Origin of the sequence: Bradyrhizobium sp. WBOS07, assembly GCF_024585165.1 — a bacterium.
In the GTDB taxonomy this organism is placed as follows: domain Bacteria; phylum Pseudomonadota; class Alphaproteobacteria; order Rhizobiales; family Xanthobacteraceae; genus Bradyrhizobium; species Bradyrhizobium japonicum_B.
The window spans coordinates 1561339-1575965 of sequence record NZ_CP029008.1 but is presented as its reverse complement, the minus strand read 5'-3'; the positions used below and the strand labels follow the sequence as shown (position 1 = coordinate 1575965).

Annotated in this window: 12 protein-coding genes; 5 read left to right on the top strand and 7 right to left on the bottom strand. The window is 65.1% G+C overall.

Annotated features, from left to right (window positions below):
* Window positions 1-236 precede the first annotated feature (236 nt).
* The 5 genes from DCM79_RS07370 to DCM79_RS07350 all read left to right on the top strand — a co-directional run bounded on the left by DCM79_RS07370 (window position 237) and on the right by DCM79_RS07350 (window position 5923).
* Window positions 237-1835 (top strand): ABC transporter substrate-binding protein, encoded by a 1599-nt coding sequence (locus DCM79_RS07370; RefSeq protein WP_257179308.1) that lies wholly within the window; start codon window positions 237-239, stop codon window positions 1833-1835.
* A 40-nt stretch (window positions 1836-1875) separates the two neighbouring features.
* Window positions 1876-2823, top strand: a complete 948-nt coding sequence (locus tag DCM79_RS07365; protein ID WP_257179307.1) for an ABC transporter permease — start codon at window positions 1876-1878, stop codon at window positions 2821-2823.
* Window positions 2824-3030: 207 nt separating this feature from the next.
* Complete coding sequence (locus DCM79_RS07360) at window positions 3031-3924, top strand: ABC transporter permease (protein WP_257179306.1); 894 nt, start codon at window positions 3031-3033, stop codon at window positions 3922-3924.
* Window positions 3924-4931 (top strand): ABC transporter ATP-binding protein, encoded by a 1008-nt coding sequence (locus DCM79_RS07355; protein WP_257179305.1) that lies wholly within the window; start codon window positions 3924-3926, stop codon window positions 4929-4931. Before DCM79_RS07360 ends, DCM79_RS07355 begins: the two co-directional genes overlap by 1 nt.
* Window positions 4928-5923 carry an ABC transporter ATP-binding protein gene (locus DCM79_RS07350; RefSeq protein WP_257179304.1) on the top strand — a complete coding sequence of 332 codons (996 nt, stop codon included), beginning with the start codon at window positions 4928-4930 and terminating at the stop codon, window positions 5921-5923. The genes DCM79_RS07355 and DCM79_RS07350 overlap by 4 nt, the downstream gene beginning before the upstream one ends.
* A gap of 32 nt (window positions 5924-5955) precedes the next feature.
* Here DCM79_RS07350 and DCM79_RS07345 read toward each other — a convergent pair whose 3' ends face one another.
* The 7 genes from DCM79_RS07345 to DCM79_RS07315 form a co-directional block, all read right to left on the bottom strand.
* Window positions 5956-6753, bottom strand: a complete 798-nt coding sequence (locus DCM79_RS07345; RefSeq protein WP_257179303.1) for a hypothetical protein — start codon at window positions 6751-6753, stop codon at window positions 5956-5958.
* 221 nt (window positions 6754-6974) lie between these two features.
* The gene (locus tag DCM79_RS07340; RefSeq protein ID WP_257179302.1) at window positions 6975-8948 is read right to left on the bottom strand and encodes an acetyl-CoA carboxylase biotin carboxylase subunit; all 1974 of its coding nucleotides are present in this window, start codon (window positions 8946-8948) and stop codon (window positions 6975-6977) included.
* A complete protein-coding gene (locus DCM79_RS07335; protein ID WP_257179301.1) occupies window positions 8945-10561 on the bottom strand; it encodes an acyl-CoA carboxylase subunit beta in 1617 nt (538 codons plus the stop codon). Before DCM79_RS07335 ends, DCM79_RS07340 begins: the two co-directional genes overlap by 4 nt.
* A gap of 114 nt (window positions 10562-10675) precedes the next feature.
* A complete protein-coding gene (locus DCM79_RS07330) occupies window positions 10676-11542 on the bottom strand; it encodes a 3-keto-5-aminohexanoate cleavage protein (RefSeq protein WP_257179300.1) in 867 nt (288 codons plus the stop codon).
* A gap of 194 nt (window positions 11543-11736) precedes the next feature.
* Window positions 11737-12537 (bottom strand): AraC family transcriptional regulator, encoded by an 801-nt coding sequence (locus DCM79_RS07325; protein ID WP_257179299.1) that lies wholly within the window; start codon window positions 12535-12537, stop codon window positions 11737-11739.
* Window positions 12538-12729: 192 nt separating this feature from the next.
* Window positions 12730-13386, bottom strand: coding sequence for a glutathione S-transferase family protein (locus DCM79_RS07320; protein ID WP_257179298.1), 657 nt, complete (start codon window positions 13384-13386; stop codon window positions 12730-12732).
* A complete protein-coding gene (locus DCM79_RS07315; RefSeq protein ID WP_257179297.1) occupies window positions 13386-14549 on the bottom strand; it encodes an acyl-CoA dehydrogenase family protein in 1164 nt (387 codons plus the stop codon). Before DCM79_RS07315 ends, DCM79_RS07320 begins: the two co-directional genes overlap by 1 nt.
* Window positions 14550-14627: the final 78 nt, after the last annotated feature.

Below are 14627 nucleotides of genomic sequence, written 5' to 3'. Positions count from 1 at the left end.
GGGGCCCGGATCTGCGCTTCGCTCGTCCGGGACGACGATGGATGCTTGAAAAGCAGCAAGACACTTCAGTTCCCGCTCTCTTCGCACCTGCACTCTCACGCTGTGAGATGTGAGGCCCCGCGGCCCTTCCGTCATCCGAAATGCCGCGGCGGCGCTATCGGGGTTGCCACGCGCGGCTTGCGTGCTATCGTCGCGACAAACAGGCCGCAAAAGGCCGATGTCCAGGGAGGATGAGCATGCGGAGCGTGTGGGCGCTCGCCGTGACGGCGATGCTATCTGTGCTGACGGCCTCAAGTGCCACGCTTGCCGGCGAGCCCAAGCAGGGCGGCGTCCTGCGGATGTATCACCGCGACAGTCCGGCCAACGCCTCGATCCTCGAAGGCGCGACTTATTCGGTCAACGTGCCGTTCATGGGGGTCTTCAACAATCTCGTCATCTACGATCAGCACATCGCGCAGAACACTCCCGATACGCTCAGGCCCGAGCTCGCCGAAAGCTGGTCCTGGAGCAGCGACAACAAGAAGCTGACGTTCAAGCTGCGTCAGGGCGTCAAATGGCACGACGGCAAGCCATTCACGTCGGCCGACGTCAAATGCAGCTTCGATCTCCTGATGGGCAAATCGCAGCAGAAGCTGCGGCAGAATCCACGCAAGGCCTGGTACAACGAAGTCAACGAGATCACGACGAATGGCGATTTCGAGGTCTCATTCGCCCTGAAGCGGCCGCAACCCTCGCTGCTCGCGATGCTGGCATCCGGCTATACGCCGGTCTATCCCTGCCACGTCTCTCCGGCGGACATGCGCACCCATCCGATCGGGACCGGACCGTTCAAGTTCGTCGAGTTCAAGGCCAATGAATCGATCAAGCTGACGCGAAATCCGGACTATTGGAAGAAGGGCCTGCCCCGTCTCGACGGCATCGAGTACACGATCATCACGAACCGCTCGACCGCGATCCTCGCTTTCGTCGCCGGCAAGTTCGACATGACCTTCCCGACGCACATCACGATCCCGCTGCTGAAGGACATCAAGTCGCAGGCGCCGAACGCGACCTGCGTCGTCGAGCCGACCAACGTTTCGACCAACATCATCGTCAATTCGACGTCGGCGCCGTTCGACAACATCGATGTTCGCAAAGCCATGTCGCTTGCGCTCGACCGCAAGGCCTTCGTCGACATCCTGTTCGAGGGCCAGGCCGATATCGGCGGCACCATGCTGCCGCCGCCTCAGGGCATCTGGGGCATGCCCAAGGACAAGCTCGAGACCATTCCGGGCTACGGCCCGAACGTCAACGCGAACCGCGAGGAGGCGAAAAAGCTGATGCAGAAGGCGGGCTACGGTCCCGACAAGCATCTTGCGGTGAAGGTCTCGACACGCAACATCGCGGAATATCGCGACCCCGCGGTGATCCTGATCGACCAGCTCAAGAGCATCTATATCGACGGCGAGCTCGACGTCGTCGAAACCGCCAACTGGTTTCCGAAGGTCGCGCGCAAGGACTACATGCTCGGCCTCAACCTGACCGGCAGCGCCGTCGACGATCCCGACCAGTCCTTCTACGAGAACTATTCCTGCGGCTCGGAGCGGAACTACACCAATTACTGCAACAAGGAGATCGAGAAGCTGTTCGACGTGCAATCGCAGGAGACCGACGTCAACAAGCGCAAGCCGCTGGTGTGGGACATCGACAGGAAGCTGCAGGAGGACGTCGCCCGTCCGATCATCTTCCATGCACGCGCCGGCACCTGCTGGCAGCCTTACGTGAAGGGCGTCACGATCATGTCGAACAGCTCCTATAACGGCTTTCGCTACGAGGATGTGTGGCTCGACAAGTAGCACGGCAGGCTGAAGGCTAGCGGCTCGCGGAGGGCGAAGGATGTTTGCCTATCTGGTGCGACGCCTGTTCCTGATGCTCGTGACCCTGCTCGGGATCTCGGTCGTCATCTTCGTCCTGCTGCGCGTCGTGCCCGGCAATATCGTCGACATCCTGTTCGCCGCCGCCGGCTATGTCGATCCCGCCGACAAGGCCAATCTGGAGAAGGAGCTCGGCATCGACCAGCCGCTGATCGTGCAATATTGGCACTGGATCAGCGGCTTTGTGCGCGGCGACTTTGGTTTTTCCTACGTTTCCGAGAAGCCGGCGCTACAGGAGATATTGCCGCGAATTCCGATCACGGCAAAGCTCGCCGGTCTCGCCCTGCTGTTCTCGGCCTCGATCGGGATTCCCTTGGGCGTCATCAGCGCCGTGAGGCAAGGCACGCGGCTTGATTACGCCTTGCGCGTGGTCAGCCTCAGCGGCCTGTCGCTGCCCTCGTTCTGGCTCGGCCTTTTGATCCTCACCGCATCGGTGGCGATGTTCGGCCAGATGCCGATCTTCAACCCGAATCCGCAGACCTGGCTCGAGGCGTTCGCGACCTACGCGGTGCCGGCCGCCGCGGTCGGCTTCCGCAGCGCGGCGCTGACCATGCGCATCACGCGGTCCTCGATGCTGGAAGTGCTGCGGCAGGACTACATCCGCACCGCGCGCGCCAAGGGTGCCTCCGATGCCGCCGTGAACTATCGCCACGCGCTGAAGAACGCGATTCTGCCCGTGATCACCGTGATCGGCATCGAAGCGGCCTTCCTGATCGGCGGCCTGATCGTCACCGAGACCGTGTTCAACATCCCCGGTGTCGCCCGCTTCCTGGTCGAGGCGATCCGCTGGCGCGACTATCCGATCGTGCAGAACCTCGTGATGTTCATCGCCGTGGTCGTCGTGGTCGCGAATTTCACCGTCGACATGCTCTACGCGGTGTTCGACCCGCGGATCAGGTACACGGATTAGGCGAATGTTTATTACTCACGCAGCGCCTGCGCTTTCCTTCACCTCTCCCCGCTTGCGGGGAGAGGTCGGATTGCGCAGCAATACGGGTGAGGGGGACTGTCCGCGAGTCCAACTCTCACCTCCCCCGTGGAAAGCCCCCCTCACCCAAAGCGCCCCTCACCCCGACCCTCTCCCCGCAAGCGGGGAGAGGGGGAGGATAAAGCTGACATGGCCGCGATCGACTTCGACGTTGAACTGAGGCGCGCCGGCGCATATGCCACCGGTGGCTGGCGGCGCGTGCTGTTCCTGGCGCAGCGGCACGTGCTCGGCGCGGCCGGGCTCATCATCATGACGGTGTTCGTGCTCACCGCGGTCTTTGCCGACTTCATCGCGCGCTATGACCCGCTGACGGTCGATTCCGCGCGCGCGCTGGCGCGCCCGAGCTGGGCGCACTGGATGGGGACCGATTCCTTCGGCCGCGACGTGTTCAGCCGCATCATCCACGGCGCGCGCATCTCGCTCGCCGTCGGCATCGGCTCGACCGCGCTCGGCGGCACGATCGGCGTCATCGTCGGGCTCACCTCCGGCTATCTGTCCGGCTGGGTCGATCTCGTCTTCCAGCGCGTTTCCGACGTGCTTCAGGCGCTGCCGCTGCTGGTCCTCGCCCTGATCATGACGGCGGCGCTCGGCCCGTCCCTGCCGAACGTCATTATCGCCATCGCGATCCCGCTGATCCCGACCGTGTCGCGCGTCACCCGCGCCAACACGCTGGCGCTGCGCGAGCAGCCCTTCGTCGAGGCCGCCAAGTCGATCGGAATGAGCGAGGTGCGGATCGCGCTGCGTCACGTGCTGCCGAACACGCTGGCGCCGCTGATCGTGCTCGCGACCGCCCAGCTCGGTTCGACCATCCTGACCGAGGCTTCCCTCTCCTTCCTCGGCCTCGGCATTCCTGAGCCCTATCCGTCCTGGGGCCGCATGCTGTCGGAGTCCGCCGCCGAATATGTCCGCACGGCGCCCTGGCTCGTGATCTTTCCGGGCATCGCCATCAGCCTCGCCGTGTTCGGCGCCAATCTGTTCGGCGACGCCCTGCGCGACATTCTCGATCCCCGGCAGCGCGGCTGATGACGAATCAATCCGATCTCGTGCTCGAGGTGAAGAACCTGAAGACGGTGTTCTTCACCAATTCCGGCCTGTTCAGGGCCGTGGACGACCTCTCCTTCAGCGTGAGGCGCGGCGAGACCCTGGCGATCGTCGGCGAATCCGGCTGCGGCAAGAGCGTCACCGCGCTGTCGCTGATGCGGCTCGTGCCCGACCCGCCCGGCCGCATCGTCGGCGGCTCCGTCTCGCTCGAAGGCACCGATCTGCTGGCGCTGGACGAGGCCGAGATGCGCGCCGTCAGAGGCAACCGCGTCTCCATGATCTTCCAGGAGCCGATGACGTCGCTCAATCCGGTGATGCGGATCGGCGACCAGATCGTCGAAGCCGTGCGGCTGCACCGGAGCATCCCGGCCAGGGAGGCCCAGGACATCGCCGTCGAGATGCTCCGCCTGGTGCGCATTCCCGAACCGGCGCGACGCGCGAGGGAATACCCGCATCAGCTGTCAGGCGGCATGCGCCAGCGCGCGATGATCGCGATGGCGCTGGCCTGCCGGCCGGCGCTGCTGATTGCGGACGAGCCGACCACGGCGCTCGACGTCACCATTCAGGCGCAAATCCTGGCGCTAATCCTCGACCTTCAGAGAGAGTTGGGCACCGGGCTCGTCCTGATCACGCACGATCTCGGCGTCGTCGCCCAGACCGCGCAGCGCGTGATCGTGATGTATGCGGGACGGAAGGTCGAGGAGGCCAACGTCGAGGCGCTGTTCGCCTCGCCAAAGCATCCTTATACGCGCGGGCTGATGGCCTCGATCCCGGCCGTCCCCGCCCCCGGCATCGTCGCGCCGGCGCGGCTCAACGAGATCCCCGGCACGGTGCCGTCGCTGGTGCGGTTGCCGAAGGGGTGCGCCTTCGCGCCGCGCTGCAAGCTCGCCATCAAACGTTGCGAGGCCGAATATCCGCCGCTGGCGGATTGGGGCGGCGGCCATCTCGCCGCCTGCTGGCGCGCGGAAGAAGTCTCGGAGGTGGCATGACCGAGGCGCTGCTCGAGGTCACCGACCTCAAGAAATATTATCCGGTGCGCGCCGGCGTGCTGCGGCGACAGGTCGGCACCGTGCATTCGGTCGACGGCGTCTCGTTTTCCCTTCAGGCCGGCGAGACGCTCGGGCTCGTCGGCGAGTCCGGCTGCGGCAAGTCGACGGTGGCGCGCAGCGTGCTGCGCCTGGTCGAGCCGACCTCTGGCCAGATCCGCCTCGACGGCGAGGACATCACGTACCTCTCCAAGTCGGCGCTGCGCCCGCACCGGCGCTCGATGCAGATCGTGTTCCAGGATCCGTTCGCCTCGCTCAATCCGCGCATGACCGCCGGCGACATCGTCGGCGAGCCGCTCATCGTGCATGGTCTCGCGACCGGCAAGGCGCTGGAGGCGCGGGTTGCAGAGCTGTTCGAGCAGGTGGGCTTGCGCCCCGACCAGATGCGCAACTTCCCGCATCAATTCTCCGGCGGCCAGCGCCAGCGCATCTGCATCGCGCGGGCACTGGCGCTGGGGCCCCGCCTGATCGTCTGCGACGAGCCGGTCTCCGCGCTCGACGTCTCGATCCAGGCGCAGGTGATCAACCTTCTGATCGACCTGCAGCGGCAGCACGGCTTCTCCTATCTCTTCATCGCCCACGACCTCGCCGTGGTGGCGCATATCAGCCACCGCGTCGCCGTCATGTATCTCGGCCGCATCGTCGAGATCGCAGGCAAGGACGAGCTGTTCCGCAATCCCAGGCATCCCTACACGCAGGCGCTGCTCGCCTCGGTGCCGATCGCCAACCCGCTGGCGAAGAAGCTCGCGCCGCTGGTCGACGGCGACGTGCCGAGCCCGGTCAATCCACCGTCGGGCTGCGCATTTCACACCCGCTGCCGGTTTGCGATGGAGCGGTGCAAGATCGAGCGGCCGGCCTTGCTGGACGCGGGCGACGGCCACCAGGTGGCGTGTCTGCTCAATGAGGGAACGGGACGGAGCAACGCGACTGTGTAGGGTGAGCACGGCGCTGCGCGCTTTTGCCCAGTCTACGATTGTGGTTCATGCCGCAATGAGCTGATCACCGGCCAGGCCGCCAGCGCGGCGGCCAGATGCTTGAGCGTGTGGCCGGAGACGACATGGCCCGTCGCGTCGAACACGATCGCATCGCCAAGCTCGAACAGCTTGGCCAATGCATAGAAGAAGATCACGCCGCCGAGCGGCACGCCAAGCGCGCCGGGCCGGGGCCGCGTCAACGCCAGTGCCACGGCGAGCGCGATGCCGCCGTACTGCACGACGACCCATGGCATGAGGTTCTCGTGCGCGACCCAGGCCGCCAGCAGGCCCGCGATCATCATCAGCACCAGCACCGCCTCGCCCGCGCGCACGCTGATGCGCTCGCTGGCTGCGATTCCCAGAAATCCCGCAAACGCCACGGCCATGCCGAGGCGGTCGGCGACCAGCCGTTGCGGCACGTCGGGGTCGAGATGATAAAAGCCTGAGCCCAGGCAGGTGAGGATCAGTCCCACAAAAAGCCAGCTTGCACCGACCGGCACATCGAGACGGCCGCGCAGCCGCTCAGTGCCCCAGACACCCATGGCGAGAAAGGCGAGATTGCTCAGCACGTCGGCGGCGTTGGGCACGCCGAGCCAGGTTCGGCCGTCGACGAAATGCGGGATGTGCCAGGCGGCGGCAGGCAGCGCGGGCGCGAACAGCGCCGCCAGCGCCAGCACGAGCAGCACCGCGGCCAGATATTTTTCGCGGGATTGTGTCGCGCCGAACGCGAGGCGGCGGGACACTGAGGGGAGGATGGCAGCCGCCTGGATGGGATCGTTTGCGCGCGACATGCGGTACTCCTGAATTGAACGTTGTTCATTATTAGTAGCAATAGAATGAACAATGTTCAACGCAGATCGTCCACGGCCGCGAAATTTTATCTATTCTGTTGGCATCATGATGTTTTTCACAAATATGGTCGGGTCTAATGTCTCGTGCGGGCGGCCCTAGCAGGGCCGCGCCGTGAATGACCTGGGACCCGGCTCGCGCTTCGCGCGTCCGGGACACGAGGTTAGGCGCCGATCTCCGCCACGATCCTGCCCGTGGTCACCTGATCGCCCTCGGCGACGTCGATCGCGGCGACCACGCCGTCGATGCCGGCCTTGTGGACGTGCTCCATCTTCATCGCCTCCAGCGTCATCACCGGCTGGCCGGCTGCGACGCGGTCGCCCGGCTTGACCAGGACGGCGACGACGCGGCCGTTCAGGGCCGCGCGGACCTTGCCGTCGCCGCCATTGCTGGCGGCCGCCTTCGGCGCAGCGAGGGTCAGGTCACTCACTGTGAGCGGGATACCGCGATGCTGGAAGTGGAGCCGCTCGCCGTCGCGCAGGAATTTGGCGCTGTCCATCACGCCGTCATGGCGGAAGCGGATCACGTCGGAATCAAGCTGCTCGATCTCGAACCGGTCCTGCCGGCCATCGGTCGCCACGATATAACTGCCGTCACGCTCGCGCGTGATGTCAAGCTCGTGCGCGTGGCCTGCGATCTCGATCTTCGCAGGAAGCGGGAACGTGGCCGACAGGCTCCGGCCACTTTGCCAGGACGGCGCGCGCGGATTGGTGACGTAGAGCAGCAGTCCCGCGAGCGCCGTATCGAATGCCGCCTCTCGCCGCGGCGCCAGCAATTCGTCGCGGTGCGCTCCGATGAAGGCCGTGGTGGCCTCGCCCTTGGCAAAGCCGGGATGGCGCAGGCAGGACAGCAGGAACGCCTGGTTGGTCGTCACGCCGAACGCGGTGAGCTGCTCCAGGCCGACGATCAGCCGTCCCCTCGCCTCCTCGCGCGTGGTGCCATGGCTGATCACCTTGGCGATCATGGAATCGTAGAACGGGGGAATCTCCGAGCCCGATTGCAGTGCATGCTCGACACGGATGCTGTCAGGCACCTGCCAGCGCGCCATGCGGCCCGACTGCGGCATGAAGTCATGCGCGGCATCTTCCGAGCACAACCGCACCTCGATGGCATGGCCGGAGAACTTGATGTCCTGCTGCTTCACCGGCAATTGCTCGCCGCGCGCGACGCGCAGCTGCAGCTCGACGAGGTCGAGCCCCGTGATCGCCTCGGTGACGGGATGCTCGACCTGAAGACGCGTGTTCATCTCCATGAAGTAGAATTCGCCGCTGGCATCGAGCAGGAACTCCAGCGTGCCCGCACCCTCATAGCGCAGCGCCTTCACCGCAGCGACCGCAACCTCACCCATCCTGGCGCGCAGCTCCGGCGTGACCGCGGGCGATGGCGCCTCCTCGATCAGCTTCTGGTGCCGCCGCTGCACCGAGCAGTCGCGCTCGCCGAGATGGATGGCGTTGCCGTGGCTGTCGCCGAACACCTGGATCTCGATGTGCCGTGGATTCTGGATCGCACGTTCGAGGATGATTGTGGGATCGCCGAACGCGGACTTGGCTTCCGACCGCGCGCTGCGCAGCGCATCCGGGAACAAGGCTGCTTCAGTGACGAGCCGCATGCCGCGGCCGCCGCCGCCGGCGACGGCCTTGATCATGACGGGGAAGCCGATCTTCCTGGCCTCCGCGAGCATGATTTCGTCGCCCTGCTCCGCGCCCTGATAGCCGGGCACGACGGGAACGCCGGCCTTCTTCATGAGATCCTTGGCGCCGGCCTTGTTGCCCATCGCCTCGATCGCCTGCGGCGACGGGCCGATGAAGACCAGGCCGGCATCCTTGCAGGCTTGCGCAAACTCCTCGTTCTCGGCGAGGAAGCCGTAGCCGGGATGGACGGCATCGGCGCCGCTCGCCTTGGCCGCGACGATGATCGCGGGGATGTTGAGATAGGACTGCGCCGGCAAGGCTTCGCCGACGCGCACGGCCTGGTCGGCTTGCCGCACATGGAGCGCATCGCGATCCGCATCCGAATAGATCGCAACGACGCCGAGGCCGAGCCGCCGCGCGCTGCGCATCACGCGCAGTGCGATCTCGCCGCGATTGGCCACAAGGACCTTGAAGAACGGCCGGTGCTGCACTGATCCGTTCCTCATGGGCGGGCCACCGAAAACTGCATGCGCTGAGGTGTGCGCGCATCGCCCTCGCGGCAGATCGCGAGCACTTCTGACAACACGGCGCGGGTGTCGCGCGGATCGATCACGCCGTCGTCGAGCACGCGCGCGCTGGTCGAGAACACATCCATCTGGCCGTCGAACACGCCGATGATCTGCGCCTTCATCGCGTCCAGCTTGTCCTTCTCGATCGGCTTGCCGCGTCGGGCAGCAGCGGCCTCGGTGACGATGGCCATGGTCTCGGCGGCCTGCTCGCCGCCCATCACGGCGGTCTTGGCGTTGGGCCAGGAGAAGCAGAAGCGCGGATGGAAGCCGCGGCCGCACATGCCGTAATTGCCGGCGCCGAAGGAAGCGCCGCAATAGATGGTGATTTGCGGCACCGTGGCCGAAGTGACCGCCTGGATCATCTTCGAGCCGTGCTTGATCATGCCGGCTTCCTCGTACGCCTTGCCGACCATGTAGCCGGTGGTGTTGTTGAGATAGAGCAGCGGCGTACGCGTCTGGCAGCAGGCCTGGATGAAATGCGTCGCCTTGTTGGCGCCGGCAGGGTCGAGCGGACCGTTGTTGGTGATGATGCCGATCGCCTGTCCCTCGATCCGGGCATGACCGCAGACGGTGGCCGGGCCGTAATTCGGCGCCATCTCGGTGAAATCGGAATCATCGACGATGCGCGCGATCACTTGGCGCATGTCGACCGGACGTTTGTGGTCCATCGGCATGATGCCGAGCAGTTCGTCCTGGTCGTAGCGCGGCGGCTTGAACTCCGGAGCCGGCCGGCCCGGCCGCTCCCATTGCAGCGCTGCCATGATCTCGCGCGCGATACGCAGCGCGTCGCGGTCGTCCTCGGCGAGATAGTCACCGAGGCCTGAGACCTGCGTGTGCATCTCGGCGCCACCGAGCTCTTCCTCGGTCGCGATCTCGCCGGTCGCGGCCTTCAGCAGCGGCGGCCCCGCGAGAAAGGCGCGGGTGCGGCCGCGCACCATCACGATGTAATCGGACAAGCCGGTCTGATAGGCGCCGCCGGCGGTCGACGAGCCGTGCGTGACGGTGACGACAGGCAGGCCTGCCGCCGAGAGCCGCGCCAGATTGCGAAAGATGTTGCCGCCGCGGACAAAATCCTCGACGCGATAGCGCAGCAGGTTTGCGCCGGCGCTTTCGACCAGCTGCACGTAAGGCAGCTTGTTCTCCAGCGCGAGCTCCTGCACCCGCAGCGTCTTGTCGAGGCCGAAAGGCTGCAGCGCGCCGGCGTCGATGCCGGAATCGCTGGCGCTGACCATGCAGCGGACGCCCGAGACGAAGCCGATGCCGGCAATGACGCCGCCGCCGGGCACGCTCTTGCTCGCGTCCGGCACGTCGAACATGTAGCCCGCGAGCGTGGACAGCTCGATGAAGAGCGCGCCGGGATCGAGCACCAGCGCGACGCGCTCGCGCGGCAGCAACTGGCCGCGCTTGTGGAAACGGTCCTTCGCCGCGGCAGATGCGGCACGCGTGCGCTCTTCCAGCGCGCGCATGCGGTCGATGAGACCAAGCATGCCGTCGCGGTTGGCCTGGTAGGCGGCGCTGCCGGGGGAGATGGTGTTTTCGAGAATGGACATGACTTGATCCTGCTCGTCATTGCGAGGAGCGAAGCGACGAAGCAATCCAGACTGCCTCAGCGGAGAGATTCTGGATTGCTTCGCTTCGCTCGCAATGACGGGTGAGGCGATACTTTACCGATTCGTCCCAAAGATCTTCCGCGCTTCGGCCGGGCTCGCGATGTCGCGGCCCGCCCGCCGTGCGCAGGCGGCGATGGCCTCGATCAACTGGCCGTTCGACGTCACCTTCTTGCCGTCGGCGAGATAGAACGTATCCTCGAGCCCCGTGCGCAAGTGTCCCCCGAGCTCGGCGCAGCGCTGGTGCAGCGGCCAGATCTCCTCGCGGCCGATGGCGGTAACCTGGAAATGCGCCTCGGGACGCTTCAGCTTGATCAGGATCGGCAGCAGCTCGGGATCGGCGGGCATGCCGGAGGCAACGCCCATCACGAAGTTATATTCGAGCGGTCCCCTGTACATGCCGACCTGATGGTACATGCCGACGCAGCGGACGATGCCGACGTCGAAGCATTCGAACTCGGGGATGGTGCCGACCGCGTTCATGACGTCGAGATAGTCCTTCACCTTCTCGACCGCGTTGTCGAACATCATCGGCGGCCAGGCCCAGGTGTTGTCCGCCTTCACCTTCAAGTAATTGAGCGAGCCGGCGTTGCAGGCAGCGATCTCGGGCTTGGTCTCGCGAATGCAGTCGAGCGCGCCGGAGTAGTTCGGCCCCGATACGCCCGAGGTGTGGTTGATGATCACGCCGGGGCAGGCTTCGCGGATCGCCTGCTGGATCTCCCTGCTGACGCTCACCTCCCAGGACGGCAGGTGTCCCTTGCCCGGCGCCTGCTGGCGCAGATGGATGTGCATGACCGACGCGCCGGCCTCGAACGCGGCCTTGGCTTCGCGCGCCATCTGCTCGGGCGTCACGGGTACGTTGTGCTGCTTGGGGTCGGTGAGCACGCCGTTCAGCGCGCAGGTGATGACGGCCTTGTCGCTCATGCCAACAATATCTCGCACGTTGAGAATTCAACGTTTGCGATCATGTGATGGGCGGCATGCGGCTTCTTGCGCGGAGAAGCTGGAAAAAACGGGGAATCGTAGGGTGGGTTAGCCGAAGGCGTAACCCGCCACTGTCTCTCTACGCGGAAGCAGATGAGGTGGGTTACGCTGCGCTAACCCACCCTACGTCAGCGCTAGCTCGCCTCCGCCAGCCGCACCGTCTCGGTGCTGCGGTAGATCGCAAGGTCGCGCGAGCCGACGAAGATCGCGCGCGGCTTCAACCCGTAGAAGCGGCGGATCGAGTGGCTGAAATGCGTAGAATCGGGATAGCCGATGTCCTGCGCGAGATGGGCGAGGTTGAGATCCTGGTTGGCGAAGTGCAGCAGATGCCGCGCGCGCTTCCAGGCGCGGAAGGAGCGGAAGGAGATGCCGGTCTCTTCCTTGAACAGATGCAGGAAACGCGAGGCGGACAGTCCGGCTTCGGCGGCGCAAGTATCGGCTGTCACCGGCTCTCCGGAGAAGCGCTCGATGCGGGCTACGGCCCGGGTGATGCGCGGATCGAGCACGCGGCGCGGCAGCGCCTCGCCAAAGCACATCTCGTCGAACTCGGCGGTGGTGATGTCGCCATAGCGGCGCTGGCGCAGCAACGCGTAGGCGGCGAGAATCTTGCGGGCATAGGCGGCTTTGTCCGGCCCGCGCAGCCGTGTGGCGAGGGCCTCGATCACGCCGTCCGGCATGCTTTCGGGCTCCAGCGTCACGCTGATGACGGTGCGATAATCGCTGGCGATGGTGTGGCGCTGGTTCGGCAGGGTCACGAGCAATTCATCCGAGGTGTGGACGTCGTCGATCGTCAGATGCAGGCTGCCCTTCACCGCGACATAGACATGGCAGCAGCCGGGGGTCCGCTTGCGCGGGCGCCCGAGCAGGCCGGCATAGAAGACCCGCTCCGGCGTGATCAGCATCAGATGGTCGGATTCGCGACCTTTATCTTCCATTGGGTTCCTCCTCGCGCGGCTCTCTGGCCGCTGCGGACGGAGGTCACCTTAGCGGAAATTTGGCCGCTGTCACGATGGGATAGCGCTGTCATGAAAACAGCATCGTCGTTCCGGGACGATCCGCAGGACCTAGCCCGGAACCTCGAGATTCCGGGCTCGATGCTTCGCATCGCCCCGGAATGACCGTCTGCTCTACGGCCTCGCCCTCGGCGCAACATTTTGCTCGACGCCAGCCTTCTGCTCCGCGGCAACAGCACGCTTGAAGCCGTCGCGCTGCTGCAGGCGTGCCCAATAGGCTGCGACATTTGGCCCAAAATCCTTGGCGAGCCCGATGTTGCTCGCCAGTCGAAGCGCGTAGCCGATGACAATGTCAGCGGCGGTGAAGCGGCCCGCGCACAATGTTTCGGCATTCGCGGTGGCTGCCTCGACAGCGCGCAGTCGGCCCAAGAACCATTTGGCATAGTCGCCGGCCACCTGCGGGTTGCGACGCTCCTCCGGCTCGAGCTGGGTGTATCGGAGCACCAGCGTCTGCGGAAAGGTTAACGTGGCATCGCTGAAATACATCCAGTTCAGGAAGGCGCCATAGGCGGGATCCTCCGGTCCGACCATCAGCGGCGTCGGGCCGTGTTTGATGCCGAGATAATGGCAGATGCCGGAGGACTCGGTCATCTTGGTCTCGCCGTCGACCATGAAGGGAATGGTGCCGAGCGGATTGAGCGCAAGATATTCCTTGGCGAAGACTCGCGGCGGGAACGGCAACATCTTCAGCTCATAGGCCAGCCCCATCTCCTCCAGCATCCAGAGCGGGCGAAAAGAGCGCGCGGCGTCGCAGTGATAGAGCGTGATCATCAGGCGTTTCCCTTGCTCCCAGGCAACGTGCCCATCATCTTGCACAGGACCATCAGCATGACCTCGTCGGCACCGCCGCCGATCGAGGTCAGGCGGCTGTCGCGATAGGCGCGGCTGACCGGCGTCTCGTTGGTAAAGCCCATTCCGCCCCAATATTGCAAGCAGGCGTCGGTGAGCTCGCGGCCGAGGCGGCCGGCCTTCAGCTTGGCCATGGTCGCGAGCCGCGTCACGTCTTCGCCAGCGACCAGCTGCTCGGCGGCACGATAGATCAGCGCGCGCAGCAGCTCGACCTCGGTCTGCATCTCCGCGAGCTTGAAGTGCACGACCTGGTTGTCGAGGATGCTCTGGCCAAAAGCCTTGCGGTTGCGCGTGTATTCGATGGTCTGGTCGATGATGTATTCGTGCGACTTGAGGCAGGCCGCCGCGCCCCACAGCCGCTCCTCCTGGAACTGGATCATCTGGTAGGTAAAACCCTTGCCCTCCTCGCCGATCCGGTTGCGCTTGGGCACGCGGACATTGTCGAAGAAGATCTGCGCCGTGTCGGAGGAGCGCATCCCCATCTTGTCGAGCTTGCGCGCGACCGTGACGCCCTTGCTCTTCATGGGCACGCAGATCAGCGACTTGTTGCGGTGGACGGGGCCGTCGCCGGTATTGGCGAGCAGGCAGATCCAGTCGGCCTGCGTGCCGTTGGTGATCCACATTTTGCCGCCATTGATGACGTAATCGTCGCCGTCGGAGCGCGCCTGCGTCTTGATCGAGGCGACGTCTGACCCTGCGCCGGGCTCGGAGACGCCGATGCAGGCGACGTAATCTCCGGAAATCGAAGGCGCCAGAAACTCGCGCCGCACCTCATCCGAGCCGAACCGCGCCAGCGCCGGCGTCGCCATGTCGGTCTGCACTCCGATCGCCATCGGCACGCCGCCGCAGGTGATGGCGCCGAGCTCCTCCGCCATCATCAGCGCATAGGAATAATCGAGACCGGAGCCGCCGAACTCGACCGGCTTGTTCAGCCCGAGGAAGCCGAGGCTGCCCATCTTCTTGAACAGCTCGTGGGCCGGGAAGATGTCGGCCTTCTCCCATTCATCGACATGGGGATTGATCTCGTTCGCGATGAATTTTTGTAAGGAACGGCGGATGTCGTCGTGGTCGGCGGTGAATAGCATCTTGTCTCAGCCTCGTCATTCCGGGACGCGCCATTTGGCGCGGGCCCGGAATCCATAACCCCAACCTGTGGCTATGGA

Bases quoted from the DNA above. Each gene is read 5' to 3' on its own strand.
- DCM79_RS07330 (WP_257179300.1), bottom strand. From the start codon at position 11,542: ATGAGCGACAAGGCCGTCATCACCTGCGCGCTGAACGGCGTGCTCACC.
- DCM79_RS07335 (WP_257179301.1), bottom strand. From the start codon at position 10,561: ATGTCCATTCTCGAAAACACCATCTCCCCCGGCAGCGCCGCCTACCAG.
- DCM79_RS07350 (WP_257179304.1), top strand. From the start codon at position 4,928: ATGACCGAGGCGCTGCTCGAGGTCACCGACCTCAAGAAATATTATCCG.
- DCM79_RS07315 (WP_257179297.1), bottom strand. From the start codon at position 14,549: ATGCTATTCACCGCCGACCACGACGACATCCGCCGTTCCTTACAAAAA.
- DCM79_RS07360 (WP_257179306.1), top strand. From the start codon at position 3,031: ATGGCCGCGATCGACTTCGACGTTGAACTGAGGCGCGCCGGCGCATAT.
- DCM79_RS07340 (WP_257179302.1), bottom strand. From the start codon at position 8,948: ATGAGGAACGGATCAGTGCAGCACCGGCCGTTCTTCAAGGTCCTTGTG.
- DCM79_RS07370 (WP_257179308.1), top strand. From the start codon at position 237: ATGCGGAGCGTGTGGGCGCTCGCCGTGACGGCGATGCTATCTGTGCTG.
- DCM79_RS07345 (WP_257179303.1), bottom strand. From the start codon at position 6,753: ATGTCGCGCGCAAACGATCCCATCCAGGCGGCTGCCATCCTCCCCTCA.
- DCM79_RS07355 (WP_257179305.1), top strand. From the start codon at position 3,924: ATGACGAATCAATCCGATCTCGTGCTCGAGGTGAAGAACCTGAAGACG.
- DCM79_RS07320 (WP_257179298.1), bottom strand. From the start codon at position 13,386: ATGATCACGCTCTATCACTGCGACGCCGCGCGCTCTTTTCGCCCGCTC.
- DCM79_RS07325 (WP_257179299.1), bottom strand. From the start codon at position 12,537: ATGGAAGATAAAGGTCGCGAATCCGACCATCTGATGCTGATCACGCCG.
- DCM79_RS07365 (WP_257179307.1), top strand. From the start codon at position 1,876: ATGTTTGCCTATCTGGTGCGACGCCTGTTCCTGATGCTCGTGACCCTG.